Below are 17589 nucleotides of genomic sequence, written 5' to 3'. Positions count from 1 at the left end.
CTACATCGGTAAATCAATCAATAAAGCACGCAGCGGCGTATCGGCGACGAGGGTAATATTCGGCTCATCACGGATAAAGGCCCCGTCGCCGCAGGTCAGGGCCTGTTGCCCGGTCTGGTGCGTCACGGCGTGCACGCTGCCATGGATCGATTGCAAATAGGCGCGCGGGCCGTGGAGATGGAAACTCAGCTCTTCGCCTTTTTCCAGTTCGATATGATGAACCCACGCCTGCTGACGCAGTTGCAGGCTGCCCTGGCTGCCGTCAGGCGAGGCCAGCAGTTGCTGCGCATGGTCTGCCAGCGAAATTTTCTGCACCAGCGAATTTTCCCGCTCGGGGCTGGCGTCCAGCCATAGCTGCATACGCGTCAGGGATTTATCTTTGCTCAGGTTATGTTCGCTGTAGCTGATGCCCGGCTGCGTGGCGATCAGCAGCGCATCGCCTGCCTTCGCCTGGACATGATGACCTTCACTGTCGCGGTACTCGGCTTCGCCTTCCAGAATGAGATTTAAAATATCCACTTTTGGATAGGTACGCGGCTGGAATGACGCGCCCGGCGCCAGCACTTCCTGGTTCAGCACCCGCAACGAGGCATAGCCCAGCAGGTTCGGGTCAAAATAATGGCCAAAGGAGAAGGTGTAGCGGGCCTGCAACCATCCGAAGTCGGCCTTTCCGCACTGTTTGGCTGTTCTTGTCGTGATCATAATGTTTGCCCTCTCTTTACACTTTAACAATGGTAAAGGTATGGACGCTGCATTGTTAGCCAGATATTCTGCCCGGTATATTCAAATTTCCTGAATGAAAACGACATGGCTAAAGAAAGAGCGTTAACCCTCGAAGCATTACGGGTAATGGATGCGATCGATCGGCGCGGTAGTTTCGCGGCGGCGGCAGATGAACTGGGCCGTGTTCCTTCGGCGCTCAGCTACACCATGCAAAAGCTGGAAGAAGAACTGGATGTGGTGCTGTTCGACCGCTCCGGCCACCGTACAAAATTTACCAACGTGGGCCGTATGCTGCTGGAGCGCGGGCGTGTGTTGCTGGAAGCGGCAGATAAGCTGACCACCGATGCGGAAGCGCTGGCGCGCGGCTGGGAAACCCATCTGACGCTGGTGACCGAAGCGCTGGTGCCGACGCCGTCATTCTTCCCGCTGGTGGAAAAGCTGGCGACCAAAGCCAATACCCAGCTGTCGGTGATCACCGAAGTGCTCGCCGGGGCATGGGAGCGTCTGGAGCAGGGCCGGGCGGACATCGTCATCGGGCCGGATATGCATTTTCGTTCCTCGTCGGAAATTAACTCCCGCAAGCTGTATAAGATCATGAATGTGTACGTGGCGGCACCGGATCATCCTATTCACGATGAACCTGAACCGCTCTCGGAAGTAACGCGCGTGAAATACCGCGGCGTGGCGGTGGCGGATACGGCGCGGGAACGCCCGGTGCTCACCGTACAGCTGCTGGATAAACAGCCGCGTCTGACGGTAAGTTCTATTGAAGATAAGCGCCAGGCGCTGCTGGCGGGGCTGGGCGTGGCGACCATGCCCTATCCGCTGGTGGAGAAAGACATCGCTGAGGGGCGTCTGCGGGTGGTCAGCCCGGAATATTCCGCCGAAGTGGACATTATCATGGCCTGGCGGCGCGACAGTATGGGAGAAGCGAAAGCCTGGTGCCTGCGCGAGATCCCGAAGCTGTTTATCAATAAATAAGCGACTCCTCCGCCCGGAGGAGCCAGCAGGATCAGGGGACCTGTTTTGGATCCGGTCCAAAACGGTTTTCGCCTGGCGTACCGCTCTGGCAGTTAAAGGCGATGATCACCAGCCAGCCGATCACCGGGATCAGCAGCAATAACAACCACCACGCCGAGCGGTCAGTATCATGCAGACGACGGAACTGCACCGCCCACCACGGCAGAAAAATCAGCACACCATAAATTGTGGTCAGCACGCCTTCGCCGCTGCCCCGCTGAAACCCCAGGATATTATCCACAATCCCCAGCACCGCGGTCAGCACGATGTTGACCAGAATAAACATCCAGTACTCTTTGCGGCGCGCACGCCCGCGAAACCCAATGTAGTTCCTGAGAACTTTTAAATACCAGTCCATGTTAGCGCCTCAATCTATGGTTAATTCACTGTTTTATCAGCAATCATATTAATCATAGCCATCAATATTTCGCCGGTAAATATCATGCGTCTGAATTAATCGAAGCGATCATTTTTATGCTGACATTCCGGGGAGGATCACAAAACGCGTTGCGCCTGTTGTGATCCTCCTCACCTGAAATGATCCCGTTCTGTGAGGCTGCTCGCTTTTTAATCGCCGGAGTCGGTTTTCACGAATTCATTCGCTGCCGCGCTGATTTACAGCCAGGGCGCGCGCCGCCATGCTGACGTCATCCGGCGCTTCCTGTTCAAGACTGCGGGCCAGTTCATTAAGCCGCGCCGGACTGAGCAGGTTGCGGAAGAGGTAAGGGTGCTTCTCACCTTCGCCGCTAAACCAGACGTCCAGCTCACGGCTGATGCTGCGCAACGCCTGTAGCGCGTCGGTGAACTGCTGGGCCATACCGGACTGCGCGCCATATTTGCGTATCCAGATCCGCAGCACGATGGCCCGCGTTACGGCGCTGTAAGCGCGGGTGTACCACAGGGCGCGGGTGGTGGTGTCGGTGAGGCGGCGGGTGAATGTCGGGCTGAGATGGTTATCGCTCTGCAACTGCTGGGCGAGGGTCTGCATATGACCGGCGAGGAACAGCGTCTGCTGCCGTTCCAGTTCGATAAGCTGAAACTGTTGCTGACCCAGTTCGGGATCGTCGGCGGGCATCAGCGGCTGAAACGCCTGCGCCCAGTTCGCGCTGCGGGTATCCAGATGCAGCAGGTGCAATGCCTGCTGGAAGGTGGCGGGCGGCTGGCTGTGAGATTGCAGCACGCGGCCAAGCAGCGTCGGGGTTTTGCAGCTCCATTCGTAGCTGGCGCTCAGCAGGTTGCTGAACAGCGTCTCAAGATGCAGCGGCAGGGGCGCTACCGCATGGGTTTGCAGCCAGGCGCGCAGAAGGGCTGCGGGCGTGCTGTCCGGCTCGCGCACCTGCCGGGCAAGGCCGTAGAGATTGATTTCATTAAGGGAGTCGGTCAGCTCCAGATCGGGGATCCACTCCCAGTTAAGGCGCAGGGTAACGGCTTCGGGCATCGCGCCCTCCTGACCGCTGAACCACTGCAAACGCTGGTGGAACTCCTCCAGTAAATAGCAGGGCAGCAGCGTCCAGCCGTATTCGATGCCCCACATATCAAACTCCAGCCATTTGGTGAAGCCCGTCAGGGTGGTCAGGTTGGGGTTGTTGGCAAAGCCGGGACGGTAATCCAGCTCGGTGGCTTTGACCGAGGCGCGCACATCGCCGGGCAGCGCCTCCAGCGCGGTTTTTAACATATGCCGCGGCCAGCTTTTGTCCCGGTAATCGCGCAGCACCAGCTGGCGACCCTGACGGCGCACTGACTGGTACAGCAGGTTTAATACGCCTTTCCACGCTTCGTTGCTCATGTCGGGGGTGGAAAGGGAGAGCCGTAATCCGCGTACCGACGGTAGCAGCCGGAGCAGTTCCGGAATGGCATGGCCGAACAGCCAGTCGGTAAAGCTGGCGTCATCGCCGCGCGATTCCGTGAGAAAGAACTCCGGGAATTTCGCTTTCTGTTCGCTGCAGTCGGGGGTGGCTTCCCCCTGTAACCAGAGTTGCAGATGGTGCTCATCGCAGTAGCGGCTGACCTTTTGCAGATACAAAAGCGCATGGTCGCGGCGATGGATCAAATGGCGAATGTCGCCGGGGCGGCAGCCGGGCGAGGGCGCGGCAAGATCGGCGATCAGCGACTGCTGATGAATGATAAGGCCATTGAAATGGTGCGCCTTCAGGATGGCGGCAATGTGCTGGAAATAGTGCCAGTCCCATATTTTCGGCGTGTTGACTTCCAGCAATAACAAGGGTGCAGCGGACATTATGACCTGTTTCCTGGGGAAGCGGTTCACTCACCATACGGGCAAGCGCCCGGACGATCGACAGTTATTTATCACGAACGGAGAAAAATGATGGCGAAAGGGGATAGGGTTCAGCTTCATTATTATGAATATACCGATGAGGATACCGGCGCACGGGTTATTCGCCTGACGCCGCCGGATATTATTTGTCATCGTAACTACTTCTATCAAAAGTGTTTCCTGGATGAGGGACGCCAGTTAATTTTCGCCGGCGAGTTCAGCGGCACGCGCAATTATTATTTACTCGATATCGCCAGCGGCGAAGCAAAACAGCTTACCGAAGGGCCGGGGGATAATACCTTTGGCGGTTTTCTCTCACCGGATGAGCAATATCTTTATTACGTGAAGGGCGAGCGCAATCTGATGCGCGTGACGCTGGCGACGCAGGAAGAAAGCGTGGTGTATCGCGTACCGGATGAGTGGGTGGGTTACGGCACCTGGGTGGCGAATTCCGACTGCAACAAACTGGTGGGCGTGGAGATTCATCGCGACAGCTGGCGACCTATCAGCGACTGGACTGTCTTCCAGGAGTTTTATGCCGAACAGCCGCGCTGTCGGGTGATCCGCATCTCGCTGGAGAATGGCGAGCGGGAAACCCTGCTGGAAGAAAATCAGTGGCTCGGGCACCCGATTTACCGTCCTTTCGACGACAACACGGTGGCTTTCTGCCACGAAGGGCCGCTGGATCAGGTGGATGCCCGCATGTGGCTGATGAATGAAGACGGCAGCCACATCCGCAAAGCCAAAGAGCCTGCGCCGGGTGAGAGCTATACCCATGAATTCTGGGTGCCGGACGGCTCGGCGCTGATGTACGTCACCTACGTCAAGGACAGCCCGGTGCGCTGGCTGTGCCGGGTAAATGGCGACAGCGGTGAAGATGAAAAGCTGATCGCCATGCCGCCGTGCTCGCACGTGATGAGCAACGACAGCGGCACGCTGGTGGTGGGCGACGGCTCCGGTAAACCCATTGATATTGCCGATAACGCGGGCTATGGCGATGCCACCGATCCCTATCTTTACCTGTTCGATATTGCCCGCAAGCAGACGCACAAAGTGGCGCGCCACAGCTCGTCATGGCGCGTGCTGGATGGCGATCGGCAGGTGACGCATCCGCATCCGTCGTTCACGCCGGATGAAAAACAGGTGTTGTTCAGCTCCGATAAAGACGGCCTGCCGGCGCTGTATCTGGCGGATATTCCAGACCACGTACTACGCAGCATTCATTCCTGAGAGAGCGCGCTATGTTAAAGAAATTCTTGCCCGTCACGGCATCGTTGTTGCTGGTCTGCGCCTGTGCGGCGGTGGCCCAGCCTACGGAAATTCGTATCTCCTGGTGGGGCGGCAACAGCCGTCATCAGGCGACGCTGAAAGCCATTGAGCTGTTTGAAAAGCAAAACCCGGATATTCAGGTAAAAGCGGAATATGCAGGCTGGGAGGGGTATCTCTCGCGTCTGACGGTGCAGATGGCGGGGGGAAATGAACCGGATGTCATTCAGACCAACTGGAACTGGTTGCCGCTGTTTTCCAAAGACGGCGACGGTTTTTATGACCTGCTGAAACTGAAAGAGAGTATCGATCTCAGCCAGTACGATCCGCAGTCGCTGCAAAGCGTAATGGTGAATAACAAGCTGAACGGTATTCCGGTGGCGATGACCGCGCGCAGTTTTTATTACAACCAGAAATTGTGGCAGGAAATGGGCGTCGCCTATCCGCAAAGCTGGGATGAATTAAAAGCCGCCGGGAAAGCTTTTAAAGCGAAGGACGAAAATAAATATCCGCTGGTGCTCGACTATATGGAGTCGATCACCCTGGTGCAGTCATGGATGGTACAAAAACATAATATCGCCGCCATCGACGAAAAAGCCGGGAAATTTAATTACACCCCGCAGCAGTGGGTGGAGTTTTTCCAGGTCTATAAAGATCTGGTGGACAGCCACGTCTTCCCGTCGACCCGCGTGCTGTCGTCATACGGTAAGTCCAACACCTGGGAAATGAAGCCCTGGATCCAGGGGCAATGGGGCGGGATCTATATGTGGAACACCAATGCGGTGATGTACGAGAACAACCTCGCCGCGCCTTATAACAAGCTGGAGCTGGGGCCGTTCTTTATGCTGCCAGGCGCTAAGGACGCGGGGCTGTTCCTGAAACCGACCATGATGTTCAGCGTGGCGAAAACCAGTAAACATCCGCAGCAGGCGGCGAAGCTGATCGACTTCCTGATGAACGATCCGGCAGGCGTGGCGGCGATGGGGCTGGAGCGCGGTACGCCGCTGAGCAAAAAGGCCGTGGCGCAGCTGTCATCGAGCGGCGTGTTAAAGGATGACAATATTACTGTTACGGGGATCAAGTCGTCGCTGGCGCTGCCGCATAAGATCCCGACTTCGCCTTACTTTGATAACCCGCAGCTGGTGGCGCTCTGGCATGACACCATTCAGAACATTGACCAGGGCAACCTGACGGTTGAACAGGCGGCGTCGCAGTTTGCCAAAAAAGCCGGGCGCATTTTACAGCGGGCCGTCAAAAAATGATCGCCTTCAGCGCCACCCTGGCCTGTCAGTACGACACGCCTTTTTCGCCCTTTCCGGCCGCGCAATTTGGTCACGGGCTGGCCTGGCTGTCGGCCAGCGGCTTTGATGCCGCCGAGCTGTGCATCAATGATTACGAGGGCGTGGAGGTGGCGGCCATCCGCCAGGCGTTAGATCGTGCGGGTCTTGGCTGTACCACCATCGCCACCGGCCAGGCGCGTAAACGTGACGGGCTGACGTTGCTGTCGGCTGATAAAAGCGTGGTGCGCCGTACCCAGGCGCGACTCTTTGAACATATTGACGCCGCCGCGCAGCTTGGCAGCCACGTCACCATCGGATCGCTGCGCGCCACGGATCTGCCGCTGGATAAAGGGCAGTATATGAGTGAGCTGGCGGCGGCGCTGTTTCCCTGCGTCGAGTACGCGCGGCGCAACGGCGTGGTGCTGATCCTGGAGGCGCTCAACCGCTATGAAGTCTGTCAGCTGCACAGCGCGCAGGAGATGATGGCTTACCTGGCGTTCAGCGATGCGCCGGAAAACGTCGGCGTGCTCTGGGATCTGTTCCACGCCAGTATTGAAGATGCGGATTATGCGCAGGCCATCGCCACGCTCGGCCCGCGGCTGCGCCATGTGCATCTGGCGGATTCGAACCGGGGATTTCCGGGGTACGGACATTTACCGCTGGAGGAGGTCTACACCGCGCTCAGGCTGGCGGGCTATCAGGGGGCGGTATCGCTGGAGTGCTTGTGCAGGCCGTCGGCGCAAACCGTGATCGACGGGGCGGGGGAACTGGTGGCGCGGCTGCGGCGTCTGTAAACGCCGCCGCCGCGCGGATCAGATCATTCGCTGTCGCGGCTGCCGAAACGGCTATCGCGACCGTGCGGCTCATCAAGATCCTGCCACGGGCCGATGGAAATAATACCGGTCGGATTAATGGTCTTGTGGCTGCAATAGTAGTGGGTGCGGATATGCGCAAAATCCACCGTTTCTGCAATACCCGGCATCTGCCAGATATCACGCAGGAAGCCGTGCAGATTCAGGTAATCGCTGATGCGGTGCTTATCGCATTTGAAATGCGTGACGTAGACCGGATCGAAGCGGATCAAGGTGGTCCACAGACGGATATCGGCTTCAGTCAGACGATCGCCGGTGAGATAGCGGTGCTGGCCGAGGATCTGCTCCAGGCGCGACAGCGAATCAAACAGCGCGGTGACCGCCTCGTCGTAAGCGGCCTGGCTGGTGGCGAAGCCCGCTTTGTAGACGCCGTTGTTCACGGTGTCGTAGATCCAGCCGTTCAGCTCATCAATCTGCGACTGCAACTCCGCCGGGTAGTAATCCCCCGCGCGGGCGCCCTGCGCATCGAACGCGGTATTGAACATGCGGATGATTTCCGCCGATTCATTACTGACGATGGTCTGGTTCTTTTTATCCCACAGCACCGGCACGGTGACGCGACCGCTGTAGTGCGGATCGGCATGCAGATAGAGCTGGTAGAGGAAGTCGTGCTGATAGAGGGTGTCGCCGGTCGCCGCCGGGAAATTGTCGTCAAAGGTCCAGCCGTTTTCCAGCATCAGCGGATTGACCACCGAGACATCAATAAACGGCTCCAGGCCTTTTAATTTACGCATGATCAGCGTGCGGTGCGCCCACGGACAGGCGAGGGAAACATAGAGGTGATAACGGCCTTTTTCCGCGGCGAATCCGCCTTCACCGCTCGGGCCTGGCGCGCCATCGGCGGTCAGCCAGTTGCGGAAAGCTGAGACTGAACGCTTAAAGCTGCCGCCTGTGGATTTAGTGTCGTACCAGGTGTCATGCCAGACACCGTCAATTAGTTGTCCCATCACGTTCTCCTTCAGGTTGGGCAGATGCGCAAAAAATCACAGGCCAGGTGAGCGAAGCGCCACCTGGCAAAGGTTGACAATGCCCGGCGGCGCTACGCTTGCGCTGGCCTGCATACTACGTCAGCAATTTAGTATAGAAGCCTTACCACTTTTTATTCAGCACACGGTCGATGCTGAATGCGCCCGGCCCGGTGATGCCCAGCAGCAGGAAGCCGCCAGCGATGGACAGATTTTTCATGAACATCAGCGCATTCACCCCTTCCGCAAAGTTATTGTGGAAAATGAAAGCGGTCAGCAGGGTAAAGCCTGCGGTGAACAGCGCGGTGGTACGGGTCAGGAAACCAAACAGGATCGCCAGACCGCCGCCGAACTCAAGCAGAATGGTCAGCGGCAGGAAAAAGCCCGGCACGCCCATCGCTTCCATGTACTGTTGTGTACCTGCATACCCGTTGATTTTTCCCCAGCCCGCATAGATAAACAGGATTGGCATCAGAATACGCGCTACCAGGAAACCAACATCTTCTAATTTTTTCATTTTACTCTCCAGAAATCTCATGCGGTATGCAAGTGTGATTGTTCAGGCAGTTACGGCGTCTGGCGCACGTTTGCCGTTGATGGAGAGGATAATAGGCGTAGCGATAAGAGATTGTTAGCAAGGAAAACTGTCAATCTTTATCAAATATTCTGAGTAATAACAGGCGGGAGAAATATACCCGACGGCGATCCGCCGGGCAGGGGACGGGTTAACGCAGGTGTTGCTGGCGTAACGTCGTTTGCACCAGGCGCCAGGCGCTCCACGCAGCAAAACCGCGCTTCCCCCAGCGTACCAGCATATTAGGATTGCGGATGGTGCGAATAGCCAGCAGGCTACTGCCCACCAGCGCCCATGAGCGCAGGCTTAACAGCGTATTCCATCCGCGATCGTAAGATAAGGTTCTCTCTTCCCAGTCGCGACGGCTGGCGGCGAGATCCAGACGTTGCTGCTGGATCTGGCTCAGCAGCACGGCCTTACGCCTTTGGCGATCAATCTGACTGCTCATCTCAATCATCCTCCAGCAACGAACGATCGTTGGACAGCTCCTGACGGGTATGACGCAGCAGGGTGGACCGGCGCGCTTTACGCAGGGTCCATATAGCACCAATCAATGCGCCAATCAGCAGTACCGCCGTCGTGCCAATCATGACGTTCAGACGGTATTGCGGGTCAATGGCCCAGATGATCAGCACCATCAGACTCATCAGTCCGAAAGCGGCGAACAGCATGGTCAGACCTACCATCAGGAGCAGCTGGAAGAGATTCGCTTTCTCTTCTTCCAGCTCAACCACTGCCAGCCGCAGACGCGTTTCCACCATCTCAACGATGATGGTCACAATGCGCTGCCCGATGCCCAGAACGCTTTTACCGGGCCCGTTTGTGTGACGTGAACTATCCATAATCAACGACGCGAAATCAGGACGCCCAGCACTACGCCAATCGCAGCACCGATGCCAACGCCAGTCCATGGATTCTCACGTACATAATCTTCAGCCTTACCGGCCGCTTCACGTGTCTGTTTAGCGATAATGTCACTGGTCTCGCCCAGACGGTAACGGCTTTCATGCAGCGCACGTTCAGCCTTGCTACGCAGTTTACTCAGCTCTTCTTTCGATTTTGACCCGGAGCTATTCAGCACTTCTTCCAGGGTGTCCGTCAGGGATTTCAACTCAGCGCGCAGATGTTCCGTATTGGTATCTTTTGACATAGTTCTCTCCAGTGAGTGAGTGTTAACTTCCTTTAATAATCCCGAGCCTCAAGCGCTTTCAGTTCTTCCTGAGCCTCTTTCAGCTTATGTTCTCTTTTGGACACCTTATCCGCATCGCCTTTTTGCTTCGCTTCCTGAAGATCCTGCTCGCGTTCGGCAATCTCTTCTTTCTGATCGGCGATCTTCTCCTGATGATCGGCGCGCAATTTGCTGTCCGTGCAATTGGCTCTGACTTCGCTAAGTGCTTTATTCAGGCCGTCGATACGGCTCTGATTATTGTGCTTCTCGGCGTAACGGATTTCTTTTTGAATATCCTGCTCCTTTTCCTGACAAAGGGAAGCAGCCTGTGAAGCGGCACTCAGTGAAAAAAGGGCTAACGCCAGTGCGGTGCGGTATTTCATTCTTGAAACCTTCCATTGTTGCTACGGGCCTCAACATGAGGCGCCGAAATCCAGTTGATTAAAAGAGTAAGATGGGTGCCCGTGTACTAAGCATAGTAACGAACGGGGAGAAAACCAAAATGCGGGCGAAGTTTCGGAATAATTGAAGTTTTCAACCCAGCCGATGTGGCGTATCGCGCAGTCGGGAAAGCCATACCGCGGCTTTATCATCGTCATCCTGTTGCGCGATGATATAGCCATGGGGCAGGGTGCGATCGAGCACCACTTTGGCGGCAGCGCTCTGCGCGCTGGAATCAAACTTAATTAACAGCGTGTCATTCTGCGGGGTAATGCTGTTAAAGCGAATGCCGTTAGCATCCAGATGATGCCAGATAGAAAAGCCGTCAGGCACGCTGACGCTCTGGCTGGCCGGGCGAATAGCCAGCGTTGACTCACGCTGTTGCAGCGTCGCCCAGGCAAAGAAAAAGATCGTGAACAGCATGACTGCTGCCACCATTAAAGCAACGCGCTTCATCGACGTGCGTTGAATAAGCATCCGGTTATTCCTGCTTTCCATATTTTTTCTTCCATAACACCACCAGCGTACCGATGAGTCCAAACACCAGCAGTACGACCGGCAGCAACATCAGGCAGGACATCAGCGCATCCTCATACTTGAGGAAAACCGGCGTCTTACCAAGAAGATAGCCCAGGGTCGTCAGGATCACCACCCAGAGCAGACCGCTCATCCAGTTGAAAAACTGGAAGCGCGCATTGTTCAGACCAGAAATTCCGGCAATAGTTGGTAACAGTGTGCGAACAAATGCAATAAATCGCCCCAACAGCAGCGCAGACAGGCCGTGTTTGTGGAACATATGGTGCGCGCGCTGGTGATAATGCGCGGGAAGATGCGACAGCCAGTTCTGCACAATGCGGGTATTACCCAGCCAGCGGCCCTGGATGTAGCTCAGCCAGCAGCCGAGGCTGGCGGCGGTAGTCAGCAGCGCTATGGTGAGCGGATAGCTCATCGCGCCTTTGGCGATCAGCACGCCCACCAGCACTAACAGGCTGTCGCCGGGCAGAAAGGCGGCGGGCAGCAGGCCATTTTCCAGGAACAAAATCATAAACAGGACGAAATAAAGCATGCCGATCATGGAAGGATTCGCCAGCGTCTCGAAATCCTGACTCCACAATGCATTAAGTAGCTGAGTAAATAGTTCCATTCGTTATTCCTGGTACATCGGTTAACGTCACGCCAGATCGGATCCTGTGCACCTATACGTGCGGGCAAATTGCATCTAATTGTAACAAATGCCGGAGTTCTGCGTCTCAAAATTTATGAAATGTAAGAATTGATTTTGCTTGTGGCGTAGGGGGGAGACCAGAGTATTTACAAAGGCTGACACTCTATACCTTTTGTTACTGCGGGGAGCGCAGCAAGCGCAGGAGCGCCTGCTGTGGAGGATAAAAATTTATTTTACCGCGTTCGCGGCAGCATCAAGGTGAACCACAGGATTATCTGCAAAAAGATAGCGGTCAGCGTTGAATTCGAAATCATCGCTGGTTTCGTTAAACAGCATCTGTTTAGTGTTTTCCAGATGCTGCCACATCGCCAGCTTGGCGGCATGCGGGTCTTTACGGATCAGGGCTTTAAGGATCTGGTCATGATCGTCGCACCAGTTATCCACGGTGCGTAAATCGATATGATCGTGTAGCTTTTTCCAGTACGGGTTATGAATACGCTGCGTCCACATCTTTTCGACAATCGCCGCCAGCGCCGTATTCTGCGTGGCAAGGGCTACCTGAACGTGAAACTGCAAATCCCATTCGGAATCGCGGAAGCATTTCTCCTGGCGCGCCCGATCCTGAATTTCCATCAGCTTCATGATGTCCTGTTTCGTCACCTGGGTGGCGGCGAATTCGGCAATATTGCTTTCAATCAGCTGGCGGGCCTGTAGCAGTTCAAACGGGCCGTAGTTGGCGAACTCAAGCGTTTCGTCCGGCACCTGCTGGTATTTAGGCTGGTTCGACATCACGTGGATCCCGGAGCCTTTACGCACTTCAACGTAGCCTTCCACTTCCAGCATGATGATGGCCTCACGCACCACGGTACGGCTGACGTTTTTTTCATCCGCAATGAAGCGCTCGGCAGGCAGTTTATCACCAACGAGATACACGCCGTTTTCAATACGGCTTTTCAGCTCAGCAGCGAGCTGCTGATACAAACGACGCGTGTCAGTGATTTCCATATACACTCCAGGCAGGATAAGACAGATTAGATTTGTTATACCACTTTTACGCCATTCTCACCACCGCAGAAAAGTAAAAAGCCGCCCCGGACAACGGGGCGGCTCGTATGCAAATGGTTTAACAGCGCGTTTTAACTTTGTGTCGCAGGTCCGCCATAGGCGGCTTTTTCCGCTTCCAGCTCCGCGGCCGATTTACTTTTCAGCACCGTCCAGATCACCACAGCGCCCATGATGTCGAACACTGCCAGTACCGCGAACAGTGGGCTGAAGCCGATGGTATCCGCCAGCGCACCTACTACCAGCGCAAACATGGTGCTTGCCGTCCAGGCCGCCATGCCGGTCAGACCGTTTGCGGTTGCCACTTCGTTACGACCGAACACGTCAGAAGAGAGGGTGATCAGCGCGCCGGACAGGGACTGGTGAGCAAAACCACCGATGCACAGCAGGCCGATTGCCACATACGGGCTGGTGAACAGGCCGATCATGCCAGGGCCAATCATCAGTACCGCACCCATGGTCACCACCATTTTACGGGACACGATCAGGTTCACGCCAAACCAGCGCTGGAACAGCGGCGGCAGGTAACCCCCGACGATACAACCCAGGTCAGCAAACAGCATCGGCATCCAGGCAAACATCGCGATTTCTTTCAGGTTAAAGCCGTAGACTTTGAACATGAACAGCGGGATCCAGGCGTTAAAGGTACCCCAGGCCGGTTCTGCGAGGAAACGTGGCAGGGCGATGCCCCAGAACTGACGGGTGCCCAGAATCTGCCATACGGACATTTTTTTGCCGTTATTGGTCTGGTGCTGCGCTTCCTGACCGCCAATGATGTAGCTACGTTCTTCTTCGGTCAGTTTTTTCTGATCGCGCGGATGTTTGTAGAAAATCAGCCAGGCCATAGCCCAGGCGAAGCTCAGTACGCCGGAGATAATGAACGCCAGCTGCCAGCTGTGCATCACGATGGCCCAGACCACCAGCGGCGGGGCAATCATCGCGCCAATAGAGGAACCGACGTTGAAGTAGCCGACGGCGATAGAACGCTCTTTGGCCGGGAACCACTCGGAGGCGGCTTTCAGACCCGCCGGGATCATCGCGGCTTCAGCGGCACCCACTGCGCCACGCGCCAGCGCCAGTCCACCCCAGCTTCCCGCCAGCGCTGTTGCGCCGCAGAAAATGGCCCAGGTCACGGCGAAGACCGCGTAGCCAACTTTGGTGCCGAGGATATCCAGCACATAACCCGCCACCGGCTGCATGATGGTGTAAGCCGCCGAATAGGCCGCGATAATGTAGGAATATTGTTGCGTGGAAATATGCAGTTCTTCCATCAGCGTTGGTGCCGCCGCAGCGATGGTATTACGCGTCAAGTAACCCAGTACGGTACCGAGCGTCACCAGCGCTATCATGTACCAACGTAACCCTTTAATTTTACGCATGTAAACCTCATCGTTATGTTATTTCCGCCTCTGGCGGTTCACCTCCCGACCAGGTCGGGGGATGTTATGTAACGGGGGGAGCGAAATCGGGACTGATTCCCGGTACGGTCCAAACCTTGCCATTGTTATTCGTGCGAAATTCGGTATCCGTACCGTTAATCCGGGTGAGTAACTCACCTGTAATACATTCCGTCGGTCTATGTTTTGCGACGGCAGAAAGATAACTTGTCATACAACTTTAAAAGGTGAGTGACATCACAAAAGTGCGTTTCTTTGTGTGGTCTTTATTTTCGGTCAGCGAAGCCAGAGCTGGCGCGGTCTGCGGGGATGTTTACCCCAATCGGGGTAGTTTATTTGTCAGCATTTATTGATCTAACTCACGAAAATATCTTCGGTCTGTAGAAATTGGTGTGATAACTTTGTCAGCATTAAGGCATACATCTACGCTCTTTTTAGAGGAAGACGATAATGACTCCGTTTATGACCGAAGATTTCCTGTTAGATACCGAATTTGCCCGCCGTCTGTATCACGATTACGCAAAAGATGAGCCGATTTTCGATTACCACTGCCATTTACCGCCGCAGCAGATCGCAGAAAACTACCGCTTTAAAAACCTGTATGACATCTGGCTGAAAGGCGACCACTACAAATGGCGCGCCATGCGTACCAACGGCGTGCCGGAGCGCCTGTGTACCGGCGATGCCTCTGACCGCGAAAAGTTTGATGCCTGGGCGGCCACTGTTCCGCATACCATCGGCAACCCGCTGTACCACTGGACTCACCTTGAACTGCGTCGCCCGTTCGGTATTACCGGCAAACTGCTGTCGCCGTCCACCGCTGACGAGATCTGGCATCAGGGTAACGAACTGCTGGCGCAGGAGTCCTTCTCTGCCCGCGGTATCATGCAGCAGATGAATGTGAAAATGGTCGGCACCACCGATGATCCGATTGACTCGCTGGAGCATCACGCCACCGTCGCGAAAGACACTTCCTTCAGCATTAAAGTGCTGCCGAGCTGGCGTCCGGATAAAGCCTTCAATATTGAACAGGCGACCTTTAACGATTACATGGCGAAACTGGGTGAAGTCTCCGATACCGAGATCCGCCGTTTCAGCGATCTGCAAACTGCCCTGACCAAACGTCTGGATCACTTTGCGGCGCACGGTTGTAAAGTCTCCGACCACGCCCTGGACGTGGTGCTGTTTGCGGAAGCGAACGAGGCCGAGCTGGACAGCATCCTTGCGCGTCGTCTGGCAGGCGAAACCCTGAGCGAGCATGAAGTGGCGCAGTTCAAAACCGCCGTGCTGGTGTTCCTCGGCGCGGAATATGCACGCCGTGAATGGGTGCAGCAGTACCATATTGGCGCGCTGCGTAATAACAACCTGCGCCAGTTCAAACTGCTGGGGCCGGATGTGGGCTTTGACTCCATCAACGACCGTCCGATGGCGGAAGAGCTGTCGAAGCTGCTCAGCAAACAGAACGAAGAAAACCTGTTGCCGAAAACCATCCTTTACTGTCTGAACCCGCGCGATAACGAAGTGCTGGGCACCATGATCGGTAACTTCCAGGGGGAAGGCATGCCGGGCAAAATGCAGTTCGGCTCCGGCTGGTGGTTTAACGATCAGAAAGACGGCATGGAACGTCAGATGACACAGCTGGCGCAGTTGGGCCTGTTAAGCCGCTTTGTCGGTATGCTGACCGACAGCCGCAGCTTCCTGTCCTATACCCGTCATGAATATTTCCGTCGCATTCTGTGCCAGATGATTGGCCGCTGGGTCGAAGCGGGCGAAGCCCCTGCCGACATTCAGTTGCTGGGCGAGATGGTGAGAAATATCTGCTTTAACAATGCGCGTGACTACTTCGCGATTGAACTGAACTAAGGCCGTTTGAGGTTGATATGCAATACATCAAGATCCATTCGCTGGACAACGTCGCAGTCGCACTGGCTGACCTGGCGGAAGGCGCAGAAGTTACCGTAGATAACCAGACGGTGCGGCTGCGTCAGGCAGTAGGACGCGGGCATAAGTTCGCCCTGCGCACCATCCATCAGGGCGAAAACGTGGTGAAATACGGTTTGCCTATTGGTCACGCCACGGCAGACATTGCTGAGGGTGAATATATTCACTCTCATAATGCCCGCACCAACCTGAGCGATCTGGACGAGTATAGCTATCAACCTGAACCTCAGGCTGAAGCCGCGCAGGGTGCGGATCGCGACGTTGAGATCTACCGCCGGGCGAACGGCGAAGTCGGCATCCGCAATGAACTGTGGATCCTGCCGACCGTCGGCTGCGTGAACGGTATCGCCCGTCAGATCCAGACGCGCTTTCTGAAAGAAACCAACGATGCCGAAGGCACCGACGGCGTGTTCCTGTTCAGTCACACCTACGGCTGCTCGCAGCTGGGGGATGACCACATTAACACCCGCACCATGCTGCAAAACATGGTGCGCCACCCGAATGCGGGCGCGGTGCTGGTGATTGGCCTCGGCTGTGAAAACAACCAGGTCGACGCCTTCCGCGAAACCCTGGGCGACTTTGATCCGGAGCGCGTCCACTTTATGGTCTGTCAGCATCAGGACGACGAAGTGGAAGCGGGCCTTGAACATCTGCATCAGTTATATGAAGCGATGCGTCACGACCAACGCGAGCCGGGCAAACTGAGCGAGCTGAAGTTTGGGCTGGAGTGCGGCGGATCCGATGGCCTGTCCGGCATCACCGCTAACCCCATGCTCGGTCGTTTCTCCGACTACGTCATCGGTAACGGCGGCACCACCGTGCTGACCGAAGTGCCGGAGATGTTTGGTGCGGAACAGATCCTGATGAGCCATTGTGTCGATGAAACCACCTTTGAAAAAACCGTCACCATGGTGAACGATTTCAAACAGTATTTTATCGCCCACAACCAGCCGATTTACGAGAACCCGTCGCCGGGCAACAAAGCCGGCGGCATCACCACGCTGGAAGAGAAATCCCTCGGCTGTACCCAGAAAGCGGGGGCCAGCCAGGTTGTGGACGTGCTGCGTTACGGCGAGCGTCTGCAAAAGCACGGTCTGAACCTGCTTTCCGCGCCGGGTAACGATGCCGTCGCCACCAGCGCGCTGGCCGGTGCCGGTTGCCATATGGTGCTGTTCTCCACCGGTCGCGGTACGCCGTACGGCGGTTTTGTGCCGACGGTGAAAATCGCCACTAACAGCGAGCTGGCGGCGAAGAAAAAGCACTGGATCGATTTTGACGCGGGTCAGCTGATCCACGGCAAAATGATGCCGGAGCTGCTGAACGAATTCGTGGATGTGATTGCGGATATCGCCAGCGGCAAAAAGACCTGCAACGAACGTAATGATTTCCGCGAGCTGGCGATCTTTAAAAGCGGCGTAACGCTGTAAACCTGTTGCCGGG

The 17589-nt window shown here is 55.9% G+C and carries 19 protein-coding genes; 6 read left to right on the top strand and 13 right to left on the bottom strand.

Annotated elements, in window-relative coordinates:
* Positions 1-702 carry a pirin family protein gene (locus QRD42_RS02205; protein WP_072569626.1) on the bottom strand — a complete coding sequence of 234 codons (702 nt, stop codon included), beginning with the start codon at positions 700-702 and terminating at the stop codon, positions 1-3.
* Between the two features lie 105 nt (positions 703-807).
* Between QRD42_RS02205 and QRD42_RS02200 the strand changes: the two genes are divergently transcribed.
* Positions 808-1704 (top strand): LysR family transcriptional regulator, encoded by an 897-nt coding sequence (locus tag QRD42_RS02200; protein ID WP_072569627.1) that lies wholly within the window; start codon positions 808-810, stop codon positions 1702-1704.
* Positions 1705-1735: 31 nt separating this feature from the next.
* Here QRD42_RS02200 and QRD42_RS02195 read toward each other — a convergent pair whose 3' ends face one another.
* Both QRD42_RS02195 and QRD42_RS02190 read right to left on the bottom strand, forming a co-directional pair.
* A complete protein-coding gene (locus QRD42_RS02195; protein ID WP_072569628.1) occupies positions 1736-2101 on the bottom strand; it encodes a DUF805 domain-containing protein in 366 nt (121 codons plus the stop codon).
* Positions 2102-2338: 237 nt separating this feature from the next.
* The gene (locus QRD42_RS02190) at positions 2339-3979 is read right to left on the bottom strand and encodes a hypothetical protein (RefSeq protein ID WP_321988103.1); all 1641 of its coding nucleotides are present in this window, start codon (positions 3977-3979) and stop codon (positions 2339-2341) included.
* 90 nt (positions 3980-4069) lie between these two features.
* Between QRD42_RS02190 and QRD42_RS02185 the strand changes: the two genes are divergently transcribed.
* From QRD42_RS02185 to QRD42_RS02175, 3 genes are read left to right on the top strand one after another with little or no spacing between them, the layout of a single operon-like run.
* A complete protein-coding gene (locus QRD42_RS02185; protein WP_318375796.1) occupies positions 4070-5248 on the top strand; it encodes an oligogalacturonate lyase family protein in 1179 nt (392 codons plus the stop codon).
* Positions 5249-5259: 11 nt separating this feature from the next.
* Positions 5260-6546, top strand: a complete 1287-nt coding sequence (locus QRD42_RS02180) for an ABC transporter substrate-binding protein (RefSeq protein WP_321988102.1) — start codon at positions 5260-5262, stop codon at positions 6544-6546.
* Positions 6543-7358, top strand: a complete 816-nt coding sequence (locus QRD42_RS02175) for a sugar phosphate isomerase/epimerase family protein (protein ID WP_321988101.1) — start codon at positions 6543-6545, stop codon at positions 7356-7358. The genes QRD42_RS02180 and QRD42_RS02175 overlap by 4 nt, the downstream gene beginning before the upstream one ends.
* 23 nt (positions 7359-7381) lie before the next feature.
* Here the strand turns inward: QRD42_RS02175 and QRD42_RS02170 are convergent, their stop codons facing one another.
* From QRD42_RS02170 to QRD42_RS02125, 10 genes are all read right to left on the bottom strand, one after another.
* Positions 7382-8383, bottom strand: coding sequence for a glutathione S-transferase family protein (locus QRD42_RS02170; protein ID WP_072569633.1), 1002 nt, complete (start codon positions 8381-8383; stop codon positions 7382-7384).
* Between the two features lie 142 nt (positions 8384-8525).
* Positions 8526-8918, bottom strand: coding sequence for a DoxX family protein (locus QRD42_RS02165; protein WP_318363403.1), 393 nt, complete (start codon positions 8916-8918; stop codon positions 8526-8528).
* Between the two features lie 208 nt (positions 8919-9126).
* Positions 9127-9423 carry a YqjK-like family protein gene (locus QRD42_RS02160; RefSeq protein WP_321988100.1) on the bottom strand — a complete coding sequence of 99 codons (297 nt, stop codon included), beginning with the start codon at positions 9421-9423 and terminating at the stop codon, positions 9127-9129.
* Between the two features lies 1 nt (position 9424).
* Positions 9425-9817 carry a phage holin family protein gene (locus QRD42_RS02155; RefSeq protein ID WP_072569635.1) on the bottom strand — a complete coding sequence of 131 codons (393 nt, stop codon included), beginning with the start codon at positions 9815-9817 and terminating at the stop codon, positions 9425-9427.
* Between the two features lie 2 nt (positions 9818-9819).
* Positions 9820-10125, bottom strand: coding sequence for a DUF883 family protein (locus tag QRD42_RS02150; RefSeq protein WP_072569636.1), 306 nt, complete (start codon positions 10123-10125; stop codon positions 9820-9822).
* Between the two features lie 32 nt (positions 10126-10157).
* Entirely contained in the window at positions 10158-10526 is a 369-nt protein-coding gene (locus QRD42_RS02145; protein ID WP_318363404.1) for a DUF1090 domain-containing protein, read from the bottom strand.
* Between the two features lie 151 nt (positions 10527-10677).
* Positions 10678-11061: an EnvZ/OmpR regulon moderator MzrA gene (mzrA, locus tag QRD42_RS02140; protein ID WP_072569638.1), complete on the bottom strand. Its 384-nt coding sequence runs from the start codon at positions 11059-11061 to the stop codon at positions 10678-10680.
* A gap of 4 nt (positions 11062-11065) precedes the next feature.
* Positions 11066-11728, bottom strand: a complete 663-nt coding sequence (gene yqjA, locus QRD42_RS02135) for a DedA family general envelope maintenance protein YqjA (RefSeq protein ID WP_072569639.1) — start codon at positions 11726-11728, stop codon at positions 11066-11068.
* A gap of 249 nt (positions 11729-11977) precedes the next feature.
* Positions 11978-12754, bottom strand: coding sequence for a transcriptional regulator ExuR (gene exuR / locus QRD42_RS02130; protein WP_072569640.1), 777 nt, complete (start codon positions 12752-12754; stop codon positions 11978-11980).
* Positions 12755-12885: 131 nt separating this feature from the next.
* Entirely contained in the window at positions 12886-14190 is a 1305-nt protein-coding gene (locus QRD42_RS02125; protein WP_072569641.1) for an MFS transporter, read from the bottom strand.
* 468 nt (positions 14191-14658) lie between these two features.
* Here QRD42_RS02125 and uxaC point away from each other — a divergent pair, with 468 nt between their 5' ends.
* Both uxaC and QRD42_RS02115 read left to right on the top strand, forming a co-directional pair.
* Positions 14659-16071 (top strand): glucuronate isomerase, encoded by a 1413-nt coding sequence (gene uxaC / locus QRD42_RS02120; RefSeq protein ID WP_318363406.1) that lies wholly within the window; start codon positions 14659-14661, stop codon positions 16069-16071.
* Between the two features lie 17 nt (positions 16072-16088).
* Positions 16089-17576, top strand: a complete 1488-nt coding sequence (locus QRD42_RS02115; protein WP_072569643.1) for a UxaA family hydrolase — start codon at positions 16089-16091, stop codon at positions 17574-17576.
* Positions 17577-17589: the final 13 nt, after the last annotated feature.

Source organism: Enterobacter sp. PGRG2 (assembly GCF_030291195.1).
GTDB lineage: Bacteria > Pseudomonadota > Gammaproteobacteria > Enterobacterales > Enterobacteriaceae > Enterobacter_D.
The sequence above is the reverse complement of the archived record's forward strand: the minus strand, read 5'-3'. Positions and strand labels throughout refer to the sequence as shown.